13 protein-coding genes are annotated in these 16,450 nt (G+C 72.2%); 3 read left to right on the top strand and 10 right to left on the bottom strand.

What is annotated here, in order from left to right; translation table 11 throughout:
• Positions 1–32: 32 nt before the first annotated feature.
• Positions 33–3,086 carry a bifunctional [glutamine synthetase] adenylyltransferase/[glutamine synthetase]-adenylyl-L-tyrosine phosphorylase gene (locus TR46_RS38180; protein ID WP_052433003.1) on the bottom strand — a complete coding sequence of 1,018 codons (3,054 nt, stop codon included), beginning with the start codon at positions 3,084–3,086 and terminating at the stop codon, positions 33–35.
• A gap of 306 nt (positions 3,087–3,392) precedes the next feature.
• Here TR46_RS38180 and TR46_RS22285 point away from each other — a divergent pair, with 306 nt between their 5' ends.
• A complete protein-coding gene (locus TR46_RS22285; protein WP_063770656.1) occupies positions 3,393–4,613 on the top strand; it encodes an acyltransferase family protein in 1,221 nt (406 codons plus the stop codon).
• Here the strand turns inward: TR46_RS22285 and TR46_RS22280 are convergent.
• Positions 4,595–5,815, bottom strand: a complete 1,221-nt coding sequence (locus TR46_RS22280) for a hypothetical protein (RefSeq protein ID WP_152626608.1) — start codon at positions 5,813–5,815, stop codon at positions 4,595–4,597. The genes TR46_RS22285 and TR46_RS22280 overlap by 19 nt on opposite strands.
• Before the next feature lie 170 nt (positions 5,816–5,985).
• Positions 5,986–6,633 (bottom strand): putative glycolipid-binding domain-containing protein, encoded by a 648-nt coding sequence (locus TR46_RS22275; protein WP_042404099.1) that lies wholly within the window; start codon positions 6,631–6,633, stop codon positions 5,986–5,988.
• 120 nt (positions 6,634–6,753) lie between these two features.
• Between TR46_RS22275 and TR46_RS22270 the strand changes: the two genes are divergently transcribed.
• Complete coding sequence (locus TR46_RS22270; RefSeq protein ID WP_042404093.1) at positions 6,754–7,611, top strand: class I SAM-dependent methyltransferase; 858 nt, start codon at positions 6,754–6,756, stop codon at positions 7,609–7,611.
• Between the two features lie 29 nt (positions 7,612–7,640).
• Here TR46_RS22270 and TR46_RS22265 read toward each other — a convergent pair whose 3' ends face one another.
• From TR46_RS22265 to TR46_RS22245, 5 genes are all read right to left on the bottom strand, one after another.
• Positions 7,641–8,009, bottom strand: coding sequence for a YciI family protein (locus TR46_RS22265; RefSeq protein WP_042404090.1), 369 nt, complete (start codon positions 8,007–8,009; stop codon positions 7,641–7,643).
• A gap of 49 nt (positions 8,010–8,058) precedes the next feature.
• Positions 8,059–8,628: a Uma2 family endonuclease gene (locus TR46_RS22260; RefSeq protein ID WP_042404211.1), complete on the bottom strand. Its 570-nt coding sequence runs from the start codon at positions 8,626–8,628 to the stop codon at positions 8,059–8,061.
• Positions 8,629–8,878: 250 nt separating this feature from the next.
• Positions 8,879–10,240: a gamma-glutamylpolyamine synthetase GlnA2 gene (glnA2, locus tag TR46_RS22255; protein WP_042404088.1), complete on the bottom strand. Its 1,362-nt coding sequence runs from the start codon at positions 10,238–10,240 to the stop codon at positions 8,879–8,881.
• Between the two features lie 160 nt (positions 10,241–10,400).
• Positions 10,401–11,336, bottom strand: coding sequence for a C40 family peptidase (locus TR46_RS38175; RefSeq protein WP_052433002.1), 936 nt, complete (start codon positions 11,334–11,336; stop codon positions 10,401–10,403).
• A 58-nt stretch (positions 11,337–11,394) separates the two neighbouring features.
• Positions 11,395–12,531 (bottom strand): SPFH domain-containing protein, encoded by a 1,137-nt coding sequence (locus TR46_RS22245; protein WP_052433001.1) that lies wholly within the window; start codon positions 12,529–12,531, stop codon positions 11,395–11,397.
• A gap of 198 nt (positions 12,532–12,729) precedes the next feature.
• On the opposite strand from TR46_RS22245, the gene TR46_RS22240 reads away from it, so the two are divergent.
• Positions 12,730–14,505, top strand: a complete 1,776-nt coding sequence (locus tag TR46_RS22240; protein ID WP_042404085.1) for an NAD+ synthase — start codon at positions 12,730–12,732, stop codon at positions 14,503–14,505.
• A gap of 15 nt (positions 14,506–14,520) precedes the next feature.
• Here TR46_RS22240 and TR46_RS22235 read toward each other — a convergent pair whose 3' ends face one another.
• Both TR46_RS22235 and TR46_RS22230 read right to left on the bottom strand, forming a co-directional pair.
• On the bottom strand, positions 14,521–15,534 hold the full coding sequence (locus TR46_RS22235; RefSeq protein ID WP_042404083.1) for an endonuclease/exonuclease/phosphatase family protein: 1,014 nt from the start codon (positions 15,532–15,534) through the stop codon (positions 14,521–14,523).
• 132 nt (positions 15,535–15,666) lie between these two features.
• Entirely contained in the window at positions 15,667–16,449 is a 783-nt protein-coding gene (locus tag TR46_RS22230; protein WP_063770655.1) for a TetR/AcrR family transcriptional regulator, read from the bottom strand.
• Between the last annotated feature and the right edge of the window lies 1 nt (position 16,450).

Raw genomic sequence — 16,450 nt, 5'->3', positions numbered from 1 at the left:
GCAACCCTCAGGCGCCGGCCCTCAGGCCCCCCTCAGCCCGAGTAGAACAGCTCCTCCACCACCATCCGGGCCTGCCGGGCCCGACGCCGATAGTCGTCCACCATCACCCCGGCGTGCCCCTCCCCGTACCCGAGGTAGCGGGCCACGCCCGCCAGCTCGTGCGAGTCGCCCGGGAAGCTGTCCCCGGCCCGGCCGCGCACCAGCATCACCGCGTTGCGGACCAGCGTCGCCTGCACCCAGGCCGCGTCCAGCGCGCTCGCCCGGTCCGGCGCCATCAGCCCGGCCTCCACCGCCGCCGCCAGCGCCTGCCTGGTCCTGGTCGTACGCAGCCCCGGCACCCGGTGCCCGTGCTGCAGCTGCAGCAGCTGCACGGTCCACTCGACGTCGGCCAGGCCGCCCGGGCCCAGCTTGGTGTGGGTGGTCGGGTCGGCGCCGCGCGGCAGCCGCTCCGTCTCCACCCGGGCCTTGATCCGCCGGATCTCCCGCAGCTCGGTGTCGCTGACCCCGGCGGCCGGGTAGCGCAACGGGTCGACCAGCTCGACGAAGGCGGCGCCGAGGTCCGGGTCGCCCGCTATCGGGGCGGCCCGCAGCAGCGCCTGGCTCTCCCAGGTCCGCGACCAGCGCCGGTAGTAGGCGGCGTAGGAGGCCAGGGTGCGCACCAGCGGCCCCTGCCGGCCCTCGGGGCGCAGATCCGCGTCGATCAGCAGCGGCGGCTCGGTCGAGGGCAGCTGCAGCAGCCTGCGGACCTCCTCGAACACCTGACGGGCCGCGTTGGCCGCCTTGCTCTCGTCGGCGCCGGGGACCGGGTCGTGCACCACCATGACGTCGGCGTCGCTGCCGTAGCCCAGCTCACCGCCGCCGTACCGGCCCATGCCGATGACCGCGATCCTGGTCGGCAGCGGCTCGCCGGTCCGGGCCTCCAGGGCCTCGGCGCAGGCGCGCAGGGCGCCGGTGATGGTGGCGGTGGTGATCGCGGTGAGGGCGGTGCCGGACACCTCGACCGCCTCGGCCGGACTGTCACCCAAACGGCCCAGCACATCGGCGGCCGCGGTACGGAAGAGCTCCCGGCGACGCACCGACCGGGCGGCGGCCACGGCGGCGGGCGCGTCGGCCGCACGGCCCGCGGCGGAGTCGATCTCACGCTCCAGCGCCTGCCGGTCGCGCGGCAGCAGTCCGTCCCGGTCGCCGAGCAGGGCGACCGCCTCCGGTGCCCGCAGCAGCAGGTCGGGGGCGAGCCGTCCGGAGGACAGGATCCGGGCCAGGCTCTCGGCCGCCGCTCCCTCGTCCCGCAGCAGCCGCAGGTACCAGGGGGTGGAGCCCAGGCTGTCGGAGACCTTGCGGAAGTTCAGCAGCCCGGCGTCCGGATCGGCGGAGTCGGCGAACCAGCCGAGCATCACCGGCAGCAGGGTGCGCTGCAGCGCGGCCCGCCGGCTGACCCCGCCGGCCAGGGCGCGGAGGTGGCGCAGCGAGTCGGCCGGCTCGCGGTAGCCGAGGGCGGCCAGCCGGGCCTGCGCGGACGCCACGCTGAGCGCGGCGCCGCTGCCCGCGGCGGCCTCGGCGGCCTCCTGGCCTTCCAGGGCCCTCGTCAGACCGGCCTCCACGGCGTCGAGACGGGCCACCGAGTCCAGCAGCGGACGGTAGAACAGCTTCTCGTGCAGCCTGCGCACCTCGCGGGCGTGCCGCCGCCACTCCTGGCGCAGCTCCTGGACCGGGTCGGCCCGCATCCCCAGCGACCGGCCGAGCCGCCGCAGGTCGTCCTCGCCGGTCGGCACCAGATGGGTGCGGCGCAGCTGGTAGAGCTGGATCCGGTGCTCCATCGCCCGCAGGAAGCGGTACGCCGAGTCCAGCGCGGCGGCGTCGGCGCGGCCCACGTAGCCGCCTGCCGAGAGCGCGGCGAGCGCGTCCAGGGTGGTGGCGCTGCGCAGCGTCACATCGGTCCGGCCGTGCACCAGTTGCAGCAGCTGGACCGAGAATTCCACGTCACGCAGCCCACCGGGGCCCAGCTTGAGTTCGCGCTCGACCTCAGCGGCGGGGATGGCGTCGACCACCCGGCGGCGCATCTGCTGCACGTCCGGGACGAAGTTCTCGCGTTCGGCGGCCTGCCAGACCATCGGGGTGACCGCGTCCAGGTAGGCGCGGCCCAGCTCGGCGTCGCCGGCCACCGGACGGGCCTTGAGCAGGGCCTGGAACTCCCAGGTCTTGGCCCAGCGCTGGTAGTAGGCGAGGTGGCTGGCGAGGGTGCGCACCAGCGGCCCGTTCTTGCCCTCGGGACGGAGGTTGGCGTCGACCGGCCAGATCACGCCCTCGCGGGTGGTCTCCGAGCAGATCCGCATCATCCGCGCGGCCAGCCGGGTGGCGGCCCGGACGGCGGTGCCGTCGTCGTGCTCCCCCTCCGGGCGGGGCTCGCGCGGTTCGCCGACGAAGATCACGTCCACGTCGGAGACGTAGTTGAGCTCATGGCCGCCGCACTTGCCCATGGCGACGACCGCGAGCCGGCAGGCCGCGGCGGCGTCCGGGTCCTCCTCGGCGGCGATGTCCAGGGCCGCCTGCAGGGTGGCCCCGGCGAGGTCGGCCAGTTCGGCGGCGGTCTGGCTGATCTGGGTGGTCCCGGTCAGGTCCCGGGCGGCGATGCCCAGCAGACAGCGGCGGTAGCCGGTGCGGAGCGCGTCGGCTCGGGGGAGGTCGGGGTGGGCGTCCCAGATGTGGTGGTAGAGGGTGCGCAGGAACTCCTCCGGACCCGGGTGGATGTCGTGGAGTTCAAAGGTGACCAGGGCGTGCCAGTCCTCAGGGTGCCGGGCCAGGTGGTCGCCGAGGGCGGCGCTGGCGCCGAGGACGCCGAGCAGGCGGTCCCGCAGCGGCTTGGCCGCGGTGACGGTGTCCAGCAGGGTCCGCCGCTCGGCCGGGGTGCAGGCCTCGGCGATCCTGGCCAGGCTCTGCAGCGCCAGGTCGGGATCGGCGGTGGCGGCCAGGGCGTCGAGCAGCACGCTGTCGCCGGCGTGCGCGGCGAGGTCCGGCTCCGCGAGGCGCCTGACGGCGGACTCGGGGTCGGTGAAGCCGCGCCGGACCAGACGCGCGGCCGGGTTCACCCTCCGCGCGCCCCGGGTCGCCCCGGGCTCCGGGGATTCCGGGGACGCCGCGGGCTCCGCGGGCTCCGCGGAGACCAGCGGCTCGGGGGACGCCGGAAGTGCAGAGCCCTCACCGCCGGCCGTGGGGCCGTTCAACCCGACACCTGCCTGCTCCAAGACGCTGCCCCTCCCCTGTACGTCTGCTGCGTGCCTGCTGCACGACTGCTGCGTTCGAACACCTGACAAGATCCGAGCGTACGTGCAACGAAACCGTTCTTCCCCTACTGGACGATGTGACTCCTCGTCGCGGGCGGCGTTGTACCGCGTATGGACCGTGACCGGCTGCCCTCGCTGACCGGGCTGCGCTTCTGGGCCGCACTGCTGGTGGTGACGTACCACCTCAGCAGGCAGTACCACCGGCTACCGGTCGTCAGTTCGCTGGTCTGGTACGGACGGGACGGGGTGACCTTCTTCTTCGTGCTGTCCGGCTTCGTCCTGGCCTGGTCCTACGCGGGGGCGGCCGCTGCCGTCCCGGCACAGGTGTTCTACCGGCGGCGCTTCGCCCGGGTCTGGCCGCTGCACGTCCTGGCCACCGGGTTCGCCCTCGCCGTGACCGCCGGCGCCGGCACGGGCGCCGTGCTGCCGTGGCGGGCGGTGCTGTGGTCGGTGCCGCTGCTGCAGGCCTGGGCGCCGTCGACGGTGTACGGGGGGAACCCGGCGGCCTGGTCGCTCAGCGCCGAGGCCTGGTTCTACCTGCTGCTGCCGGTGCTGCTGCGCACCCTGCTGCGGCGCGGCGACCGCGCTCCGGCGCTGCTCGCCGCAACGGCCTGCGGCTGCGGCGTCGCCCTGTGGTTCGCCGGGGCGTACGTCGACTCCCCCGCGTTGCGGGACTGGCTGCTGGACTACCTCCCGCTCACCCGCACCCCGCAGTTCCTGCTGGGCGTCGCCGCCGGGGTGGCGTTCCGGCGCGGGTGGCGGCTGCCGGTCCCGGTGGGCGCGGCGGTGGGCGCGCTGGTGCTGTGGCATCTGGCGCTGGTGCCCTGGTCGGGGGCCGTGCCCGAGAGCCGCTGGTACGGACCGTACAGCGGCTCGCAGTTGCTGGTGGCGCCGCTGTTCGCTGCGCTGGTGCTGGCGGCCGCGGCACGCGATACGGACGGCGGGCGAAGCCGTGCGAGCGGGCGAAGCCGTGTGGGCGGGCGGGCTGCGGGTGGGCGGGCGAACGGTCTGCTGGCCCGGCCGTGGATGCGCCGGCTGGGCCACTGGTCGTTCGCCTGGTACCTGGTGCACCAGACCTGCCTGCGGCTGGCGCTGCTGCTGTTCGGACGTCCGCAGAGCACGGCGGAGGCGGCGACGGGCTGGTTGCTCGTCGCCGCCCTGAGTCTGGCCCTCGCGGGCGCACTGCACCGCTGGGTCGAACGCCCGCTGGAGGCCGCGCTCCGTGGGAGCCGGAAGCCTCCCGGCGAGGGTCCGGACGGACCCGGTCCCGGTCTCCCGGGGCCCCGGTCCGCAGCCGGCCCCTCCGTGTCCGGCTACTGCAGGTCGGTGTAGGAATAGATCACGCCGACCTGGTAGCCGTCGAGCTTGGTGTCGAAGGTGAAGTCCAGGCCGGTGTCCCCGTTCCGCATGAGCGACGAGAGGTCGAGGCGGTTGGAGTCGTAGCCCATCTGGTTGACGTAGCTGGGCGTGCGCGGTCCTGCAGCGGTGCCGGCAGTGTCGATGATGGTCGAGTTCATGAAGTCGTTCGCCGGTTTCTGCGGAAGGCTGAGCTGGGTCAGCGGACCGTTGGTGGACTTCACGCTCACGGTGTCACCGGTGTAGGTGCGGTCGCCGTCGTAGGCGACGTACCCGAGCACCGACTTGATCGGACCGGACACCGGGGTCTTCAGGTCGGAGACGCCCACATGGATCGGCGCCGATTTCGGCAGTTCGATCTGGAAGCCGTCGTCGAGGGTGATGTGACGGTAGGGCAGGTTGCAGTTCTCGTACGCCACGACCAGGGTCCAGCCGCCCCAGCTGTGCGGCCGCAGCACCGAGTCCATGTCGGCCACGATGTAGTTGCCGTTGCCGTTCTTCCTGACGATGTCGGTGACATCGGCGGACGCCTGGTAGCCGTGCTCCATGGCGTCGCCCTCGCCGATGCCGGTCATGTAGCCGAGGTCCTTGTCGTCCGTGTTGACCTCGTGGTACGTCTTGTCCTTGGCACCCTTGAAGAGCACCCCGTCGACCTGGGTCAGCGGAAGGATCTTGTTGCCGATGCCGCGGGTGCCGCCCCAGTACAGCCGGGCGTACTTGATGTCGGAGCCGGCCGACAGCTTCAGCTTCGCGCCGCTGGAGGAGTACAGGGTCTCGTAGCCCCCGCCCTCGGAAGCGGGCAGCTTGAACTTCCCCGGGTACTGGTTGACGTACCGCATGTTGTAGTTGTTGTTGTAGATGCCCTGGCCGACGCCCTTGCGCGCGTTCAGGCAGGAGGCCACGCCCTTGGTCACCGGGGGCTTGGTCTCGTCACAGGTCATCAGAGTGTTGGCGATACTGGTGATGGATCCGTTCATGTCCGCCTGGTAGCGGGTGCTCATGGGAATCGGGTGCTGCCCGGTGTCGCCGACGGCGCGCTGCGCGGAGTGCGGGCCGGGGCGGGCCGGGGCGAGTGCGCCCGATCCAGAGGCGAAGACCAGCTGGGAGGCGGCTGCCGCGCCCGCCACCGTCAGGGCGACGGTGGCACGGATCAGCTTGCGCGAGCGGGGGGTCGTCACTGCGGTCCTGCGGTGCATCGGGTCCTCTCGGTTCGAACTGGCGGAACACCTCATCCGAACACGACGAACCACCCCCCGCCGGATCTGATGGTCCGTTAGTGGCACCGCCACAACGCCCACCCCAGTCACGCGAAAAGCCGCCCCCAACCGACCCGGCCCCGGTGGACGGATCAGCCCACGCCGGGGCGTGCCGTGCCGGGGCCGTCCGCGCGTTCGGGGCCGGACAGGGAGCTTTCAACCGTCACGCGCCGGGCCATCGTCGGGTAGTCGACGACCAGGCCGTCCTGGTCGACCAGGAGGTCGCTGGAGAACGTTCCCGACGCATACCGGACGCGCGCGCCGCCGCCCGGGATCACCTCGAGCAGCTGGTAGGTCTGCGGCACCGCGATCACCCGCAGGGTCGGCACCTCGACGAAGGCCATCGTCAGGTTCCGGCTGCCGGGCTGCTCGTGCAGCCGGTACCGGAGGATCGGCATCGTGTTCGTCACCGGACAGCAGCCGAGGTCGCAGTCCAGGGCGGCGGCGAGATCGGGGCGCGGCTCACCCTGGACGGTCCAGCCGTCATCACCCCGGCGCAGGTCGAGCCGGCGGACGGCGGCCCGGGTTTCCGCCTCCACCTCAAGGCTGGTGGTGACGCCGGTCGCGTCGGTCGTCAGCCGGTAGGAGAGCCAGTACGGTTCGGGCAGCTGCCCGGTCGCCCGCCCCCGGGCCTGCACCGAGGCCCCGTCGAGCGAGAGCCAGGCCGACTCGAACCCCGCCGTCTCGACGACCTGCCACGTCAGCAGCCGCGGCTCCGCCGCCGGCGACACTCCCGTCATATCAGCCCCTCCAACCGCACCCGGTGACCTTCCCATGGTCGGACGACGCCGTGCCCGCGTCCAGGGCGGACCCGTAGAACCCGGATGCCGGGCACTCGCCCCGCTTGTTAAGGTCCCCGGATGACCGCTACCCCGTCCTCCTCCCGTCCCGATTCCGCCGACGCCGCCGAGGCGTTCCTGCGGGACTTCCACAACCGCACTCCTGGTCGGCAGTCAGTGAACATGGAGGCCGCACCGCTGGGCGACGGTCGCACCGGCTACCAGGTGCTGGCCGCCGAGGTCGCCGGGGCGCGGCGGGTGCTGGACCTGGGGTGCGCCGACGGCGCGCTGCTGGAGGTGCTGGCGGCGGCGGGGGCCGAGGAACTGGCCGGGATCGACCTCGCCGACGGCGAGCTGGAGTTCGCACGTCGGCGACCCGCACTCGCCCGGGCGGACCTGCGCCAGGGACGGGCCCAGGAGCTCCCCTTTCCTGACGGCTCGTTCGACGCGGTGGTCTCCCACATGGCGCTGATGCTGATGCACGAGGTGGAGCAGGTGGTCGCCGAGACCGCCCGGGTGCTCGCCCCCGGCGGCCGGTTCGCCGTCGCCGTCGGTGGCGGGTCGGTACCGGGCGAGGCGATGAGCCTGTTCCTGGAGCTCGCCCGCCCCTACTTCAAGGCCGTCCCGCCCGAGCGCTCCATGCCGCGGCTCGGCGACCGCCGCAGCCGCACCCGCGAGGGGCTGGACGAACTCCTGACCCCGGCCGGCTTCGAACCCGTCAGCTGGCAGACCGTCACCATCGACATGGGCGGCACCCCCGAACGCGTCTGGATCTCGCTCACCGACGCCTTCTACGACATGACAGCCCTGGACGAGGACCAGACCGCCCGCCTCCGCACCGACTTCCTCGCCGCCGCCCCCGCCCTTCTCGACCCCACCGGCCGCATCCCCTCCGGCATGCGCCTCAACCTCGCCACCACCCGCCTCGCCGCCGTCTGAAGGCGCCTCGCGCGTCCGGGGCTCCGATCTCAGCTGCCGGTCATGCCGAAGTCGTCGTGAATCGGGCGGACCTCGACCGCCACGACGTGGAAGTCGAGGACGCGCTCGGCGATTTCGCGGGCGCGTTCGGGGGTCGCGCAGTCGATCACGTAGTAGGCGGTGAGCTGCTCGGGAGCCTCGGCGAACGGGCCGTCTTCAGCGGTGACGGGGCCGGCGCGGTGCCGGCGGAGGGTCGTGGTGTCCGCCGGGAAGGCCAGCCCGGCCCCGTTCAGCATCTCGCCCGTACCGGCCAGGTCCGAGTGCAGCGCCTCGTGCCGCTGGAACACGTCGGCCCGTTCCTCCGCGGTCATCGCCGCGGTCGCCGCGGGATCGGCGTACATCAGCACCATGTACTTCATGCCACGATCCTCGCACCGGAGGCGGCGTCCATCCCTCCGCAGAAGGGGTCTACTGCCGACCATCGTCGTACAAAGGCAAACCGGTCGTATCGATCTGCAGGTCACCAACAGGGATGGTGTCGCCGTACTTGTACGGGATGCGTCCCAGATAGGCAGGACGGCCGTTCTCGGTGCCGATTTCGAACTGGTGCAGGCAAGTCCCGTTACGAGGATCCACGATCAGATAGTGCGGGATACCCATGGCCGGATAGTCGATGCTCTTCTCGATGTAGTCGTTGTCCGGGTTCGACCTGGAAACGACCTCTACAACCAGGCTCACCTCGTGCGGATCTATGGCGTCGGTCTGGAGCATGGACTCACTCGGGACGACGAACACATCGGGCATGCGCAGTTTGCCGAGCGCCTCCTCCTCGGTGTCAGTGTTCTCGAACGCCTCGAGCCCTGGCGGAAGCTGGGCGTCGAGCTGCCGCACGATCCTCTTCGCCGTGTATCCGTGCATGGGATTGGGGGCCATCATCGTGAGCAGGCGCCCCCCACTGATCTCCGACCAGCGCGCGAGGTCCTCGTGAAGCCGGTCGCGCAGCCGCTTGAGCTGGCGATAGTCCTCGACATCAGTCATAAAGTCGAGCATATCCGGCAGGTCATGACGGCGGGGGGCGGCAGCCCAGGATGCGTCCTCGTGAGGTAGGTCTGGCACCGGACGGACCGAAGCTGCCATCGGCGGCGGCGGTGTTCTGGACGAAGCGGTCAGGGTTGCGGGAGCCGGGGACCCGGACGGCCCCGGGAGACGCAGAACGGCCGGTGGCCGGCGGGATTCGATCCGCCGGCCACCGGCCGTTCCTATGCTTCGAGCTGACGCTTCCCGCCGGTCAGAGCACCGGGAGGTTCTTGCGGAGTTCGAAGGCGGTGACCTCCTGGCGGTACTCCTCCCACTCCTGGCGCTTGTTGCGCAGGAAGAAGTCGAAGACGTGTTCGCCGAGGGTTTCGCGGACGAGCTCGCTGCGCTGCATGAGGTCGATGGCCTCGCCGAGGTTCTGCGGGAGGGGCTCGATGCCCATCGCGCGGCGCTCCATGCTGCTGAGTGCCCAGACGTCGTCGTCGGCGCCCGGGGGGAGCTCGTAGCCCTCCTGGATGCCCTTGAGGCCGGCCGCGAGGATCACCGAGTAGGCCAGGTAGGGGTTGCAGCCGGTGTCCAGCGAGCGGATCTCGACCCGGGTCGAGCCCTGCTTGCTGGGCTTGTACATCGGCACCCGGACCAGGGCGGAGCGGTTGTTGTGGCCCCAGCAGATGTAGGACGGGGCCTCGCCGCCGGCGCCGGCGGCCCGCTGGGAGCCGCCCCAGATCCGCTTGTAGGAGTTGACCCACTGGTTGGTGATCGCGGCCGACTCGGCGGAGTGCCTCAGCAGCCCGGCGATGAAGGAGCGGCCCACCTTGGAGAGCTGGAACTCGGCCCCGGCCTCGTGGAAGGCGTTGCGGTCGCCCTCGAACAGCGAGAGGTGGGTGTGCATGCCCGAACCCGGGTACTGCGAGAAGGGCTTGGGCATGAAGCTGGCGTGCACGCCCTGCTCCAGTGCGACCTCCTTCATGACCGAGCGGAAGGTCATGATGTTGTCGGCGGTGGACAGCGCGTCGGCGTAGCGCAGGTCGATCTCCTGCTGGCCCGGTGCGCCCTCGTGGTGGCTGAACTCCACCGAGATGCCCATCGACTCCAGCATGGTGATCGCCTGGCGGCGGAAGTCGTGGCCGACGCCGCGCGGGGTGTGGTCGAAGTAGCCGGAGTGGTCCGCCGGGGTGGGCACCGAGCCGTCGCCGGGGAGGTCCTTCAGCAGGAAGAACTCGATCTCCGGGTGGGTGTAGAAGGTGAAGCCCTGCGCGGCGGCCTTCTCCAGGGTGCGCTTCAGCACGTAGCGCGGGTCGGCGTAGGACGGGGAGCCGTCCGGCATCAGGATGTCGCAGAACATCCTGGCCGTGCCGGGCGCCTCGGAGCGCCACGGCAGTATCTGGAAGGTCCCCGGGTCCGGCTTGGCGAGCATGTCGGACTCGTAGACCCGGGCGAAGCCCTCGATCGCCGAGCCGTCGAACCCGATGCCCTCCTCGAAGGCCTGGTCCAGCTCGGCGGGGGCGACGGCCACGGACTTCAGGAAGCCCAGGACGTCGGTGAACCACAGCCGGACGAACCGGATGTCGCGCTCTTCGAGTGTGCGGAGAACGAACTCCTGCTGCTTGCCCATGGCGACAGTCTCACCTCTGCTCTTTACGATTACGTTACGTGAAGGCGGCCACCTGGGGGCAGCGCTCCGCGCGCTGACTCGTCCGCTTGTCGCATCATTGCAGATTCAGCGCCAGGAATAACTCCGCGCACGGAGCAGGTCGTGGGGGACCGGGCGGTCCTCAGCGGGTGACCCGGCCGAAGAACGTCGGGTAGTAGCCGGTGGACAGGATGGAGATCCTGACGTCCTTGCCGGGGCGCGGGGCCTCGATGTAGCGGCCGCTGCCCAGGTAGAGGGCGACGTGGTGGATCCCGCTCACCCGGCTGCTGGAGGACCAGAACAGCAGGTCGCCGGCGCGGAGGTCGGTAGCGGCGATCGGGCGGGTGGCCCGGTACTGGTCCACGGCCAACCTGGGCAGCCTGAGGCCGACCCGGAGGAAGGCCTGCTGGATCAGGCCGGAGCAGTCGTAGCCGTTCGGGCCGTTGCCGCCCCAGACGTACGGCTTGCCGAGTTGCGCCTGGGCGAAGGCGATGGCGGCGGCGAGCGAGGCGGCACCGGCGGGGGGCTTGGGCCGGGCCGGCGGCTTGGGCGGGACCGGGTTGCCGGTGCCGGAGATGTAGTGCAGGTAGATGTCGTAGTGGCTGGTCCAGCGCCATTCGCCGTTGTGCCGGAACCAGTAGCGGTGGCCGTCCCAGCCCTGGTGGATCCCGCCGGAGCCGGGCTTCGTGGTGGTGGCGGGTCCGGTGGTGCCGCGCGAGGCGCTGCCTGAGCCGGAGGTGGCGCTCAGGTAGATGTCGTAGTGGCTGGTCCAGCGCCACTCGCCGTTGCGCTGGAACCAGTAGCGGTGGCCGTCCCAGCCGGGACGGGACGGGGCCGGCAGGGCGTCGGCCGACGACGCGGCGGTCAGGCTGAGCGCGGTGCCGCCGACCGCGCCGCCGACGGCGACCAGGGCGCCGGTCGCGGCGAGGCGGAGCCTCGGGCGGTAGCGCGAGGGCAGCACGGGGGCTGCCGATGCGGGCGGGGCGGCGGGGGCGGTGCAGCGGGAGCAGCGGCAGACGCCGGGGGCGAGAGTGGTGGCGTCGAGTTCTATGAACCCGGTGGTCGTTCCGGTGGTCATTCGGTGGCTCCGTTCACAAGGGCGGAGGGGAGTAAGCCGGACGGGTGACGACGGGGGGTCAGCCGCCGGTGGGGGTGGCTCCGTTGACGGAGGCGGCAGTGCGGGGGGTGACGACGGTGGAGGCCGCGAGGTCGGTCGAAGGTGCGGCTGGGGGCGGGGGTGCGAGGAAGGAGGCGACCAGGTCGCGGAGGAGGGCGGTGCGGGCCTCCTGGGGCAGGGCCAGGCCCTGGCTGTGCTCCAGCTGGGAGACGGTCAGGGCGGCGGTCTCCAGTGCGTCGCCGACGATCACCTCGCGGGTGCCCGCGTCCAGCTCGGCCAGCCGGCGGCGGCGCATCGCCGTGGCGAACTCCTCGGTGTAGTCGAGGGTCAGCGCCTGGGCCGAGAAGACCGTGATGCCGACCGGGGCGGCCTCGACCGCCAGCAGCCGGGTGAGTTCGCCGCCCAGCCACTGCCCGTCGCGCAGGCTGGGGCCGGGGCTGGCGAAGCTGTCGCACGGCAGCGTCGCCGCGACCCGGCACAGCGCGGCCTCGGCGGCGGCGGACAGGTAGGCCTGGTGGTCCGGGACCGCGAGCCCGGCGCGGGCGGTGTCCCGCACCGACCAGACCAGCAGCAGTTCGGCCCGCAGCGGGGAGCCCTCGCGGTCGGTCGCGGCGATCGGCTCGCTGCGCCAGTGCCGCACCCGTACGTCCACCGTGCGCCGCTTGAGCAGCGGGTTCACCCAGATCAACCCGGTCCGGCGGACGGTGCCCCGGTAGCCTCCCCAGCGGGTGAGAACCCTGGCGCCGCCGACCGGGTTGGCCATCAGCCCGAAGACGGCGACACCCGCCAGCAGCGCGCAGCCGAGCAGCAGGCCGCCCGCCTCCGGGCGGCTCAGCGGCGTACCGGTCAGCACCTCGTTGAGGCGGCCCGCGCCGGGGATGCGGCCGGGCAGCGCCTGCCGCCCGGCCTGGACCAGGACGGCGACGGTCCCGGCGGCGAGCAGGGCGGTGAGGGCGACCCAGCCGGGGAGCACGCCCCTGGCCGGACGCTCCCTCAGCTCGCTGTCCACGCGGGGCGGTCGCCGTACGGCCGAGCTGCCGAGAGCGGCGACGCCCCCGGTGGACGGGTCGGCGGACGAGTCGACTGCCGGGTCCGCTGACGGGGCTTCGGCGGGGCTGGTGTGCTGATCCCTGTGCTGATCCCAGTGCTGATCCACGTGGACGGTCTCCCTCTGCGGGCCGCGGGGCGGGCGAACGTACCTTTACTTCGGACAAATCGTCAATACACCTATATCTCACCCCAGATAGGGTGTCCCCGCACGGACTGGAGGCCGAAACCGCCTCCTGACGACCCGTCCGGCCCCCACCCGAGGGACATAGCGTCGATTAGACGAATAGACGATTAGAGTGAACGGGTGCCTTCTCTCCGCCTCGCGCTGAACCAGATCGACACCACCGTCGGCGACATCGCCGGCAACAGCGAGCTGGTGGTCCACTGGACCCGGCACGCCGCCGAGCAGGGCGCCCACCTGGTCGCCTTCCCCGAGATGGCGCTCACCGGCTACCCGGTGGAGGACCTGGCGCTGCGCCCCTCCTTCGTGGCCGCCTCGCGCGCCGCACTGGTGGCCCTGGCCGAGCGGCTGGCGGCCGAGGGCCTCGGCGACACCGCCGTGGTGGTCGGCTACCTCGGCCGGTCCACCACCCCCTCGCAGCGGCTCGGGCTGCCGGTGGGCTCGCCGCAGAACTGCGCCGCCCTGCTGCACCGCGGCCGGGTGGTCACCCGGCTGGCCAAGCACCATCTGCCGAACTACGGGGTGTTCGACGAGTTCCGCTACTTCGTCCCCGGCGACACCCTGCCGGTCTTCCGGGTCCACGGCGTGGACGTCGCCCTGGCCGTCTGCGAGGACATCTGGCAGGACGGCGGCCGGGTCCAGGCCGCCCGGCAGGCGGGGGCCGGACTGCTGCTGGTGGTCAACGCCTCACCGTACGAGGCCGACAAGGACGACCTCCGACTGGAGCTGGTGCGGCGCCGGGCCGCCGAGGCGGGCTGCACCCTGGCCTACGTCAACCAGGTGGGCGGCCAGGACGAGCTGGTGTTCGACGGCGACTCGCTGGTGGTCGACGCCTCGGGCGAGGTGCTGGCCAGGGCGCCGCAGTTCGAGGAGGGCTGCCTGCTGCTGGACCTGGACCTGCCGCAGGCCACGGCCGCGACCGGCCGCGAGGCCGAGGCGAACAGCAGCCGCTTCGTCGCCGACGGTCTGGAGGTGGTCCGGACGGTGCTCTCCGAGGACGTCCTGCCCGCCCCCGCCGAACCGGTGACGGCAGGTCAGGCCCCCCGCCTCGGCGAGCTGGAGGAGGTCTACGGCGCGCTGGTGGTCGGGCTGCGCGCCTACGTCCAGAAGAACGGCTTCACGGCGGTGCTGATCGGCCTGTCCGGCGGCATCGACTCGGCACTGGTGGCCGCGCTCGCGGTGGACGCCGTCGGCGCGGACAACGTCCACTGCGTGTCGATGCCCAGCGCGTACTCCTCCCAGCACTCCCGCGACGACGCCGCCGAACTGGCCCGCCGCACCGGGCTGCACTTCCGCACCGTCTCCATCGAACCGATGTTCAACGCCTACATGGACGCGCTGGGACTGACCGGCCTGGCCGAGGAGAACCTGCAGTCGCGGCTGCGCGGCACCCTGCTGATGGCCCTCTCCAACCAGGAGAACCACCTGGTGCTGGCCCCGGGCAACAAGAGCGAGCTGGCCGTCGGCTACTCCACCCTCTACGGCGACTCGGTCGGCGGCTACGGGCCGGTCAAGGACGTCTACAAGTCGCTGGTCTTCCGGCTGGCCAGGTGGCGCAACGAGGCCGCGGCCGAGCGCGGCGAGACCCCGCCGATCCCGGAGAACACGATCAGCAAGCCGCCCAGCGCCGAGCTGCGCCCGGACCAGGTGGACACCGACTCGCTGCCCGACTACGACCTGCTGGACGCGGTGCTCACCGCCTACGTCGAGCGGGACCGGGGCCGCGCCGAGATCCTCGCCGAGGGGTTCGACGCCGCGGTGGTGGACCGGGTGATCCGTCTGGTGGACACCGCCGAGTACAAGCGGCGGCAGTACCCGCCGGGGACGAAGATCTCGTCCAAGAACTTCGGCAGGGACCGCCGCCAGCCCATCACCAACCGCTGGCGCGAACCGTCCTGACGGGGCCCCGGAACCTCAGAGTTCGATGTGGGCGGCGACGGGGAGGTGGTCGCTGCCGGTCTGCGGGAGGGTCCAGGCGTCGGTGGGAGTGACCCCCCTGGTCATAATCTGGTCGATCCTGGCCATCGGGAACGCGGCCGGCCAGCTGAACCCGAAGCCGGAACCGGCCGAGCCCTGAGCCGAACGCATCTGCGAGGTGATCGGGGCCAGGCTGCGGTCGTTCATGGTCCCGTTGAGGTCGCCGAGCAGCACCACCTTGGAGAGCTTCTCGGCGGCCAGCGCCTGCCCCAGTGCCTCGGCGCTGTTGTCCCGCTGGTTCGCGGTGAATCCGCCGTCGAACTTCACCCGAACGGACGGCATATGGGCGACATAGACGGCCACGTCGCCGTGCGGCGAGGCGACCGTGGTGCGCAGCGCCCGGGTCCAGCCGATCTGGATGTCCACCGGCTTGCTGTCGGACAGCGGGTACTTGGACCACAGCCCGACCGTGCCCTCGATCACGTGGTACGGGTAGGCCGCGGCCAGGTCCTGCCGAAAGGTGCCGACCTGGTCGGTGGACAGCTCCTCCAAAGCGATCACGTCCGGCTTCGCCGCCTCCAGCGTGGCCACCGTGCCGGGGATGTCGGAGTTGGTGGCGTTGACGTTGTGCTGGACCACGGTGAAGTCGTAGCCGCCGCCGCCCTTGCCGGTGAGCAGCGCGCCGAACAGGTTGGCCCAGACCAGCACCGGTACCAGCAGCACCACCAGCGCCGTCGCCGAGCGCCGGACCACGGCCAGCACCAGCAGCACCGGGACGGCCAGGCCGGCCCAGGGCAGGAAGGTCTCCACCAGGCTGCCCAGGTTTCCGACCTGGTTGGGGAGCTCGGCGTGGAACAGCAGCAGCAGCGCAAGCAGCCCGGCCAGCACCGCGAGCACCCAGCCGCGGTGCCAGGCGCTGCGGCCCCTGCCGTCCCGCCCCCAGCCGCCGGTGCCGGGGACCCGCGACCACTTCGCAGCGGTGCGCGGCTGTGCGGTGTCTGTTTGTGCCATGTATGAACCCCAACGCCGTTCGCGTGCCCGGCCGCCAACCCCAGGGTGCGGTGGGCCGGACCCTTATGAGTCCCATGACGCGCACCGGAACGGCAAAGGTTCCGTTCTATGGCAAATGCGGCGATCCGGACGCTACTCCGCCCCGGCCCCGGACGCGCTCCCCGACGTGTTCCCGGGCGCGTCCCCGGCTTGGGTCCCGGCTGCGGTCCCGGACGGTGCGGCCGAGGCTGCCGTCGGCGGCGCGATGCCCTGGAGCACCGTGTCCACGATGGTCGCGCAGAGCTGCGGGTCGTCCAGCCGGGAGTCCGGCCGCAGCACCGTCCTGGCCAGCATCGGGCCGATGACCAGCTCGCCGAGCAGGTCGAGGTCGACGTCGCCGCGGATCTCGCCGTTCGCCACGCCGCGGGCCAGCAGGGCCCGGGTCCGGGCCCGGCGCGGCTCGATCACCTGCTCGTGGTAGCGGCGGTAGAGCTCGGGCATGGAGCGCAGCTCGGTCGACAGGATCGCCAGCGAGGAGTGCGCGCGCCGGGCCAGCGCCGCCTGCCGCAGATACTCCAGGGCTGCGACCAGCGCGTCCCGCACGCTGCCGTCGTGCCGCGGCGGCTCGGGCTCGTCGACCCGCTGCAGCACGTCCAGCAGCAGTTCCTCCTTGTTGGGCCAGCGCCGGTAGATGGTGGCCTTGCCGACGCCCGCCTCTGCGGCGATCCCCTCGACGGACAGCAGCGGGAGCGGATAGCCCTGCTCGATCAGCCGCAGCACCGCCGCCACGATCGCCTGCTCGGCCGCCTCGCTTCGGGGCCGGCCACGGCGCGGGGCGAGCGGCGGCGGCCCCGCCTGCGGCGACGCGGCGGGGGACGGCACGGGGGGTGCCGCCGCCCGGGCCGCGCCGGTCCTGTCGTCGCTGGTGCTGGTCACG

Source organism: Streptacidiphilus carbonis (assembly GCF_000787775.1).
GTDB lineage: Bacteria > Actinomycetota > Actinomycetes > Streptomycetales > Streptomycetaceae > Streptacidiphilus > Streptacidiphilus carbonis.
Note: the sequence above shows the minus strand (reverse complement) of the source record. Positions and strands in the feature narration are given on the sequence as shown.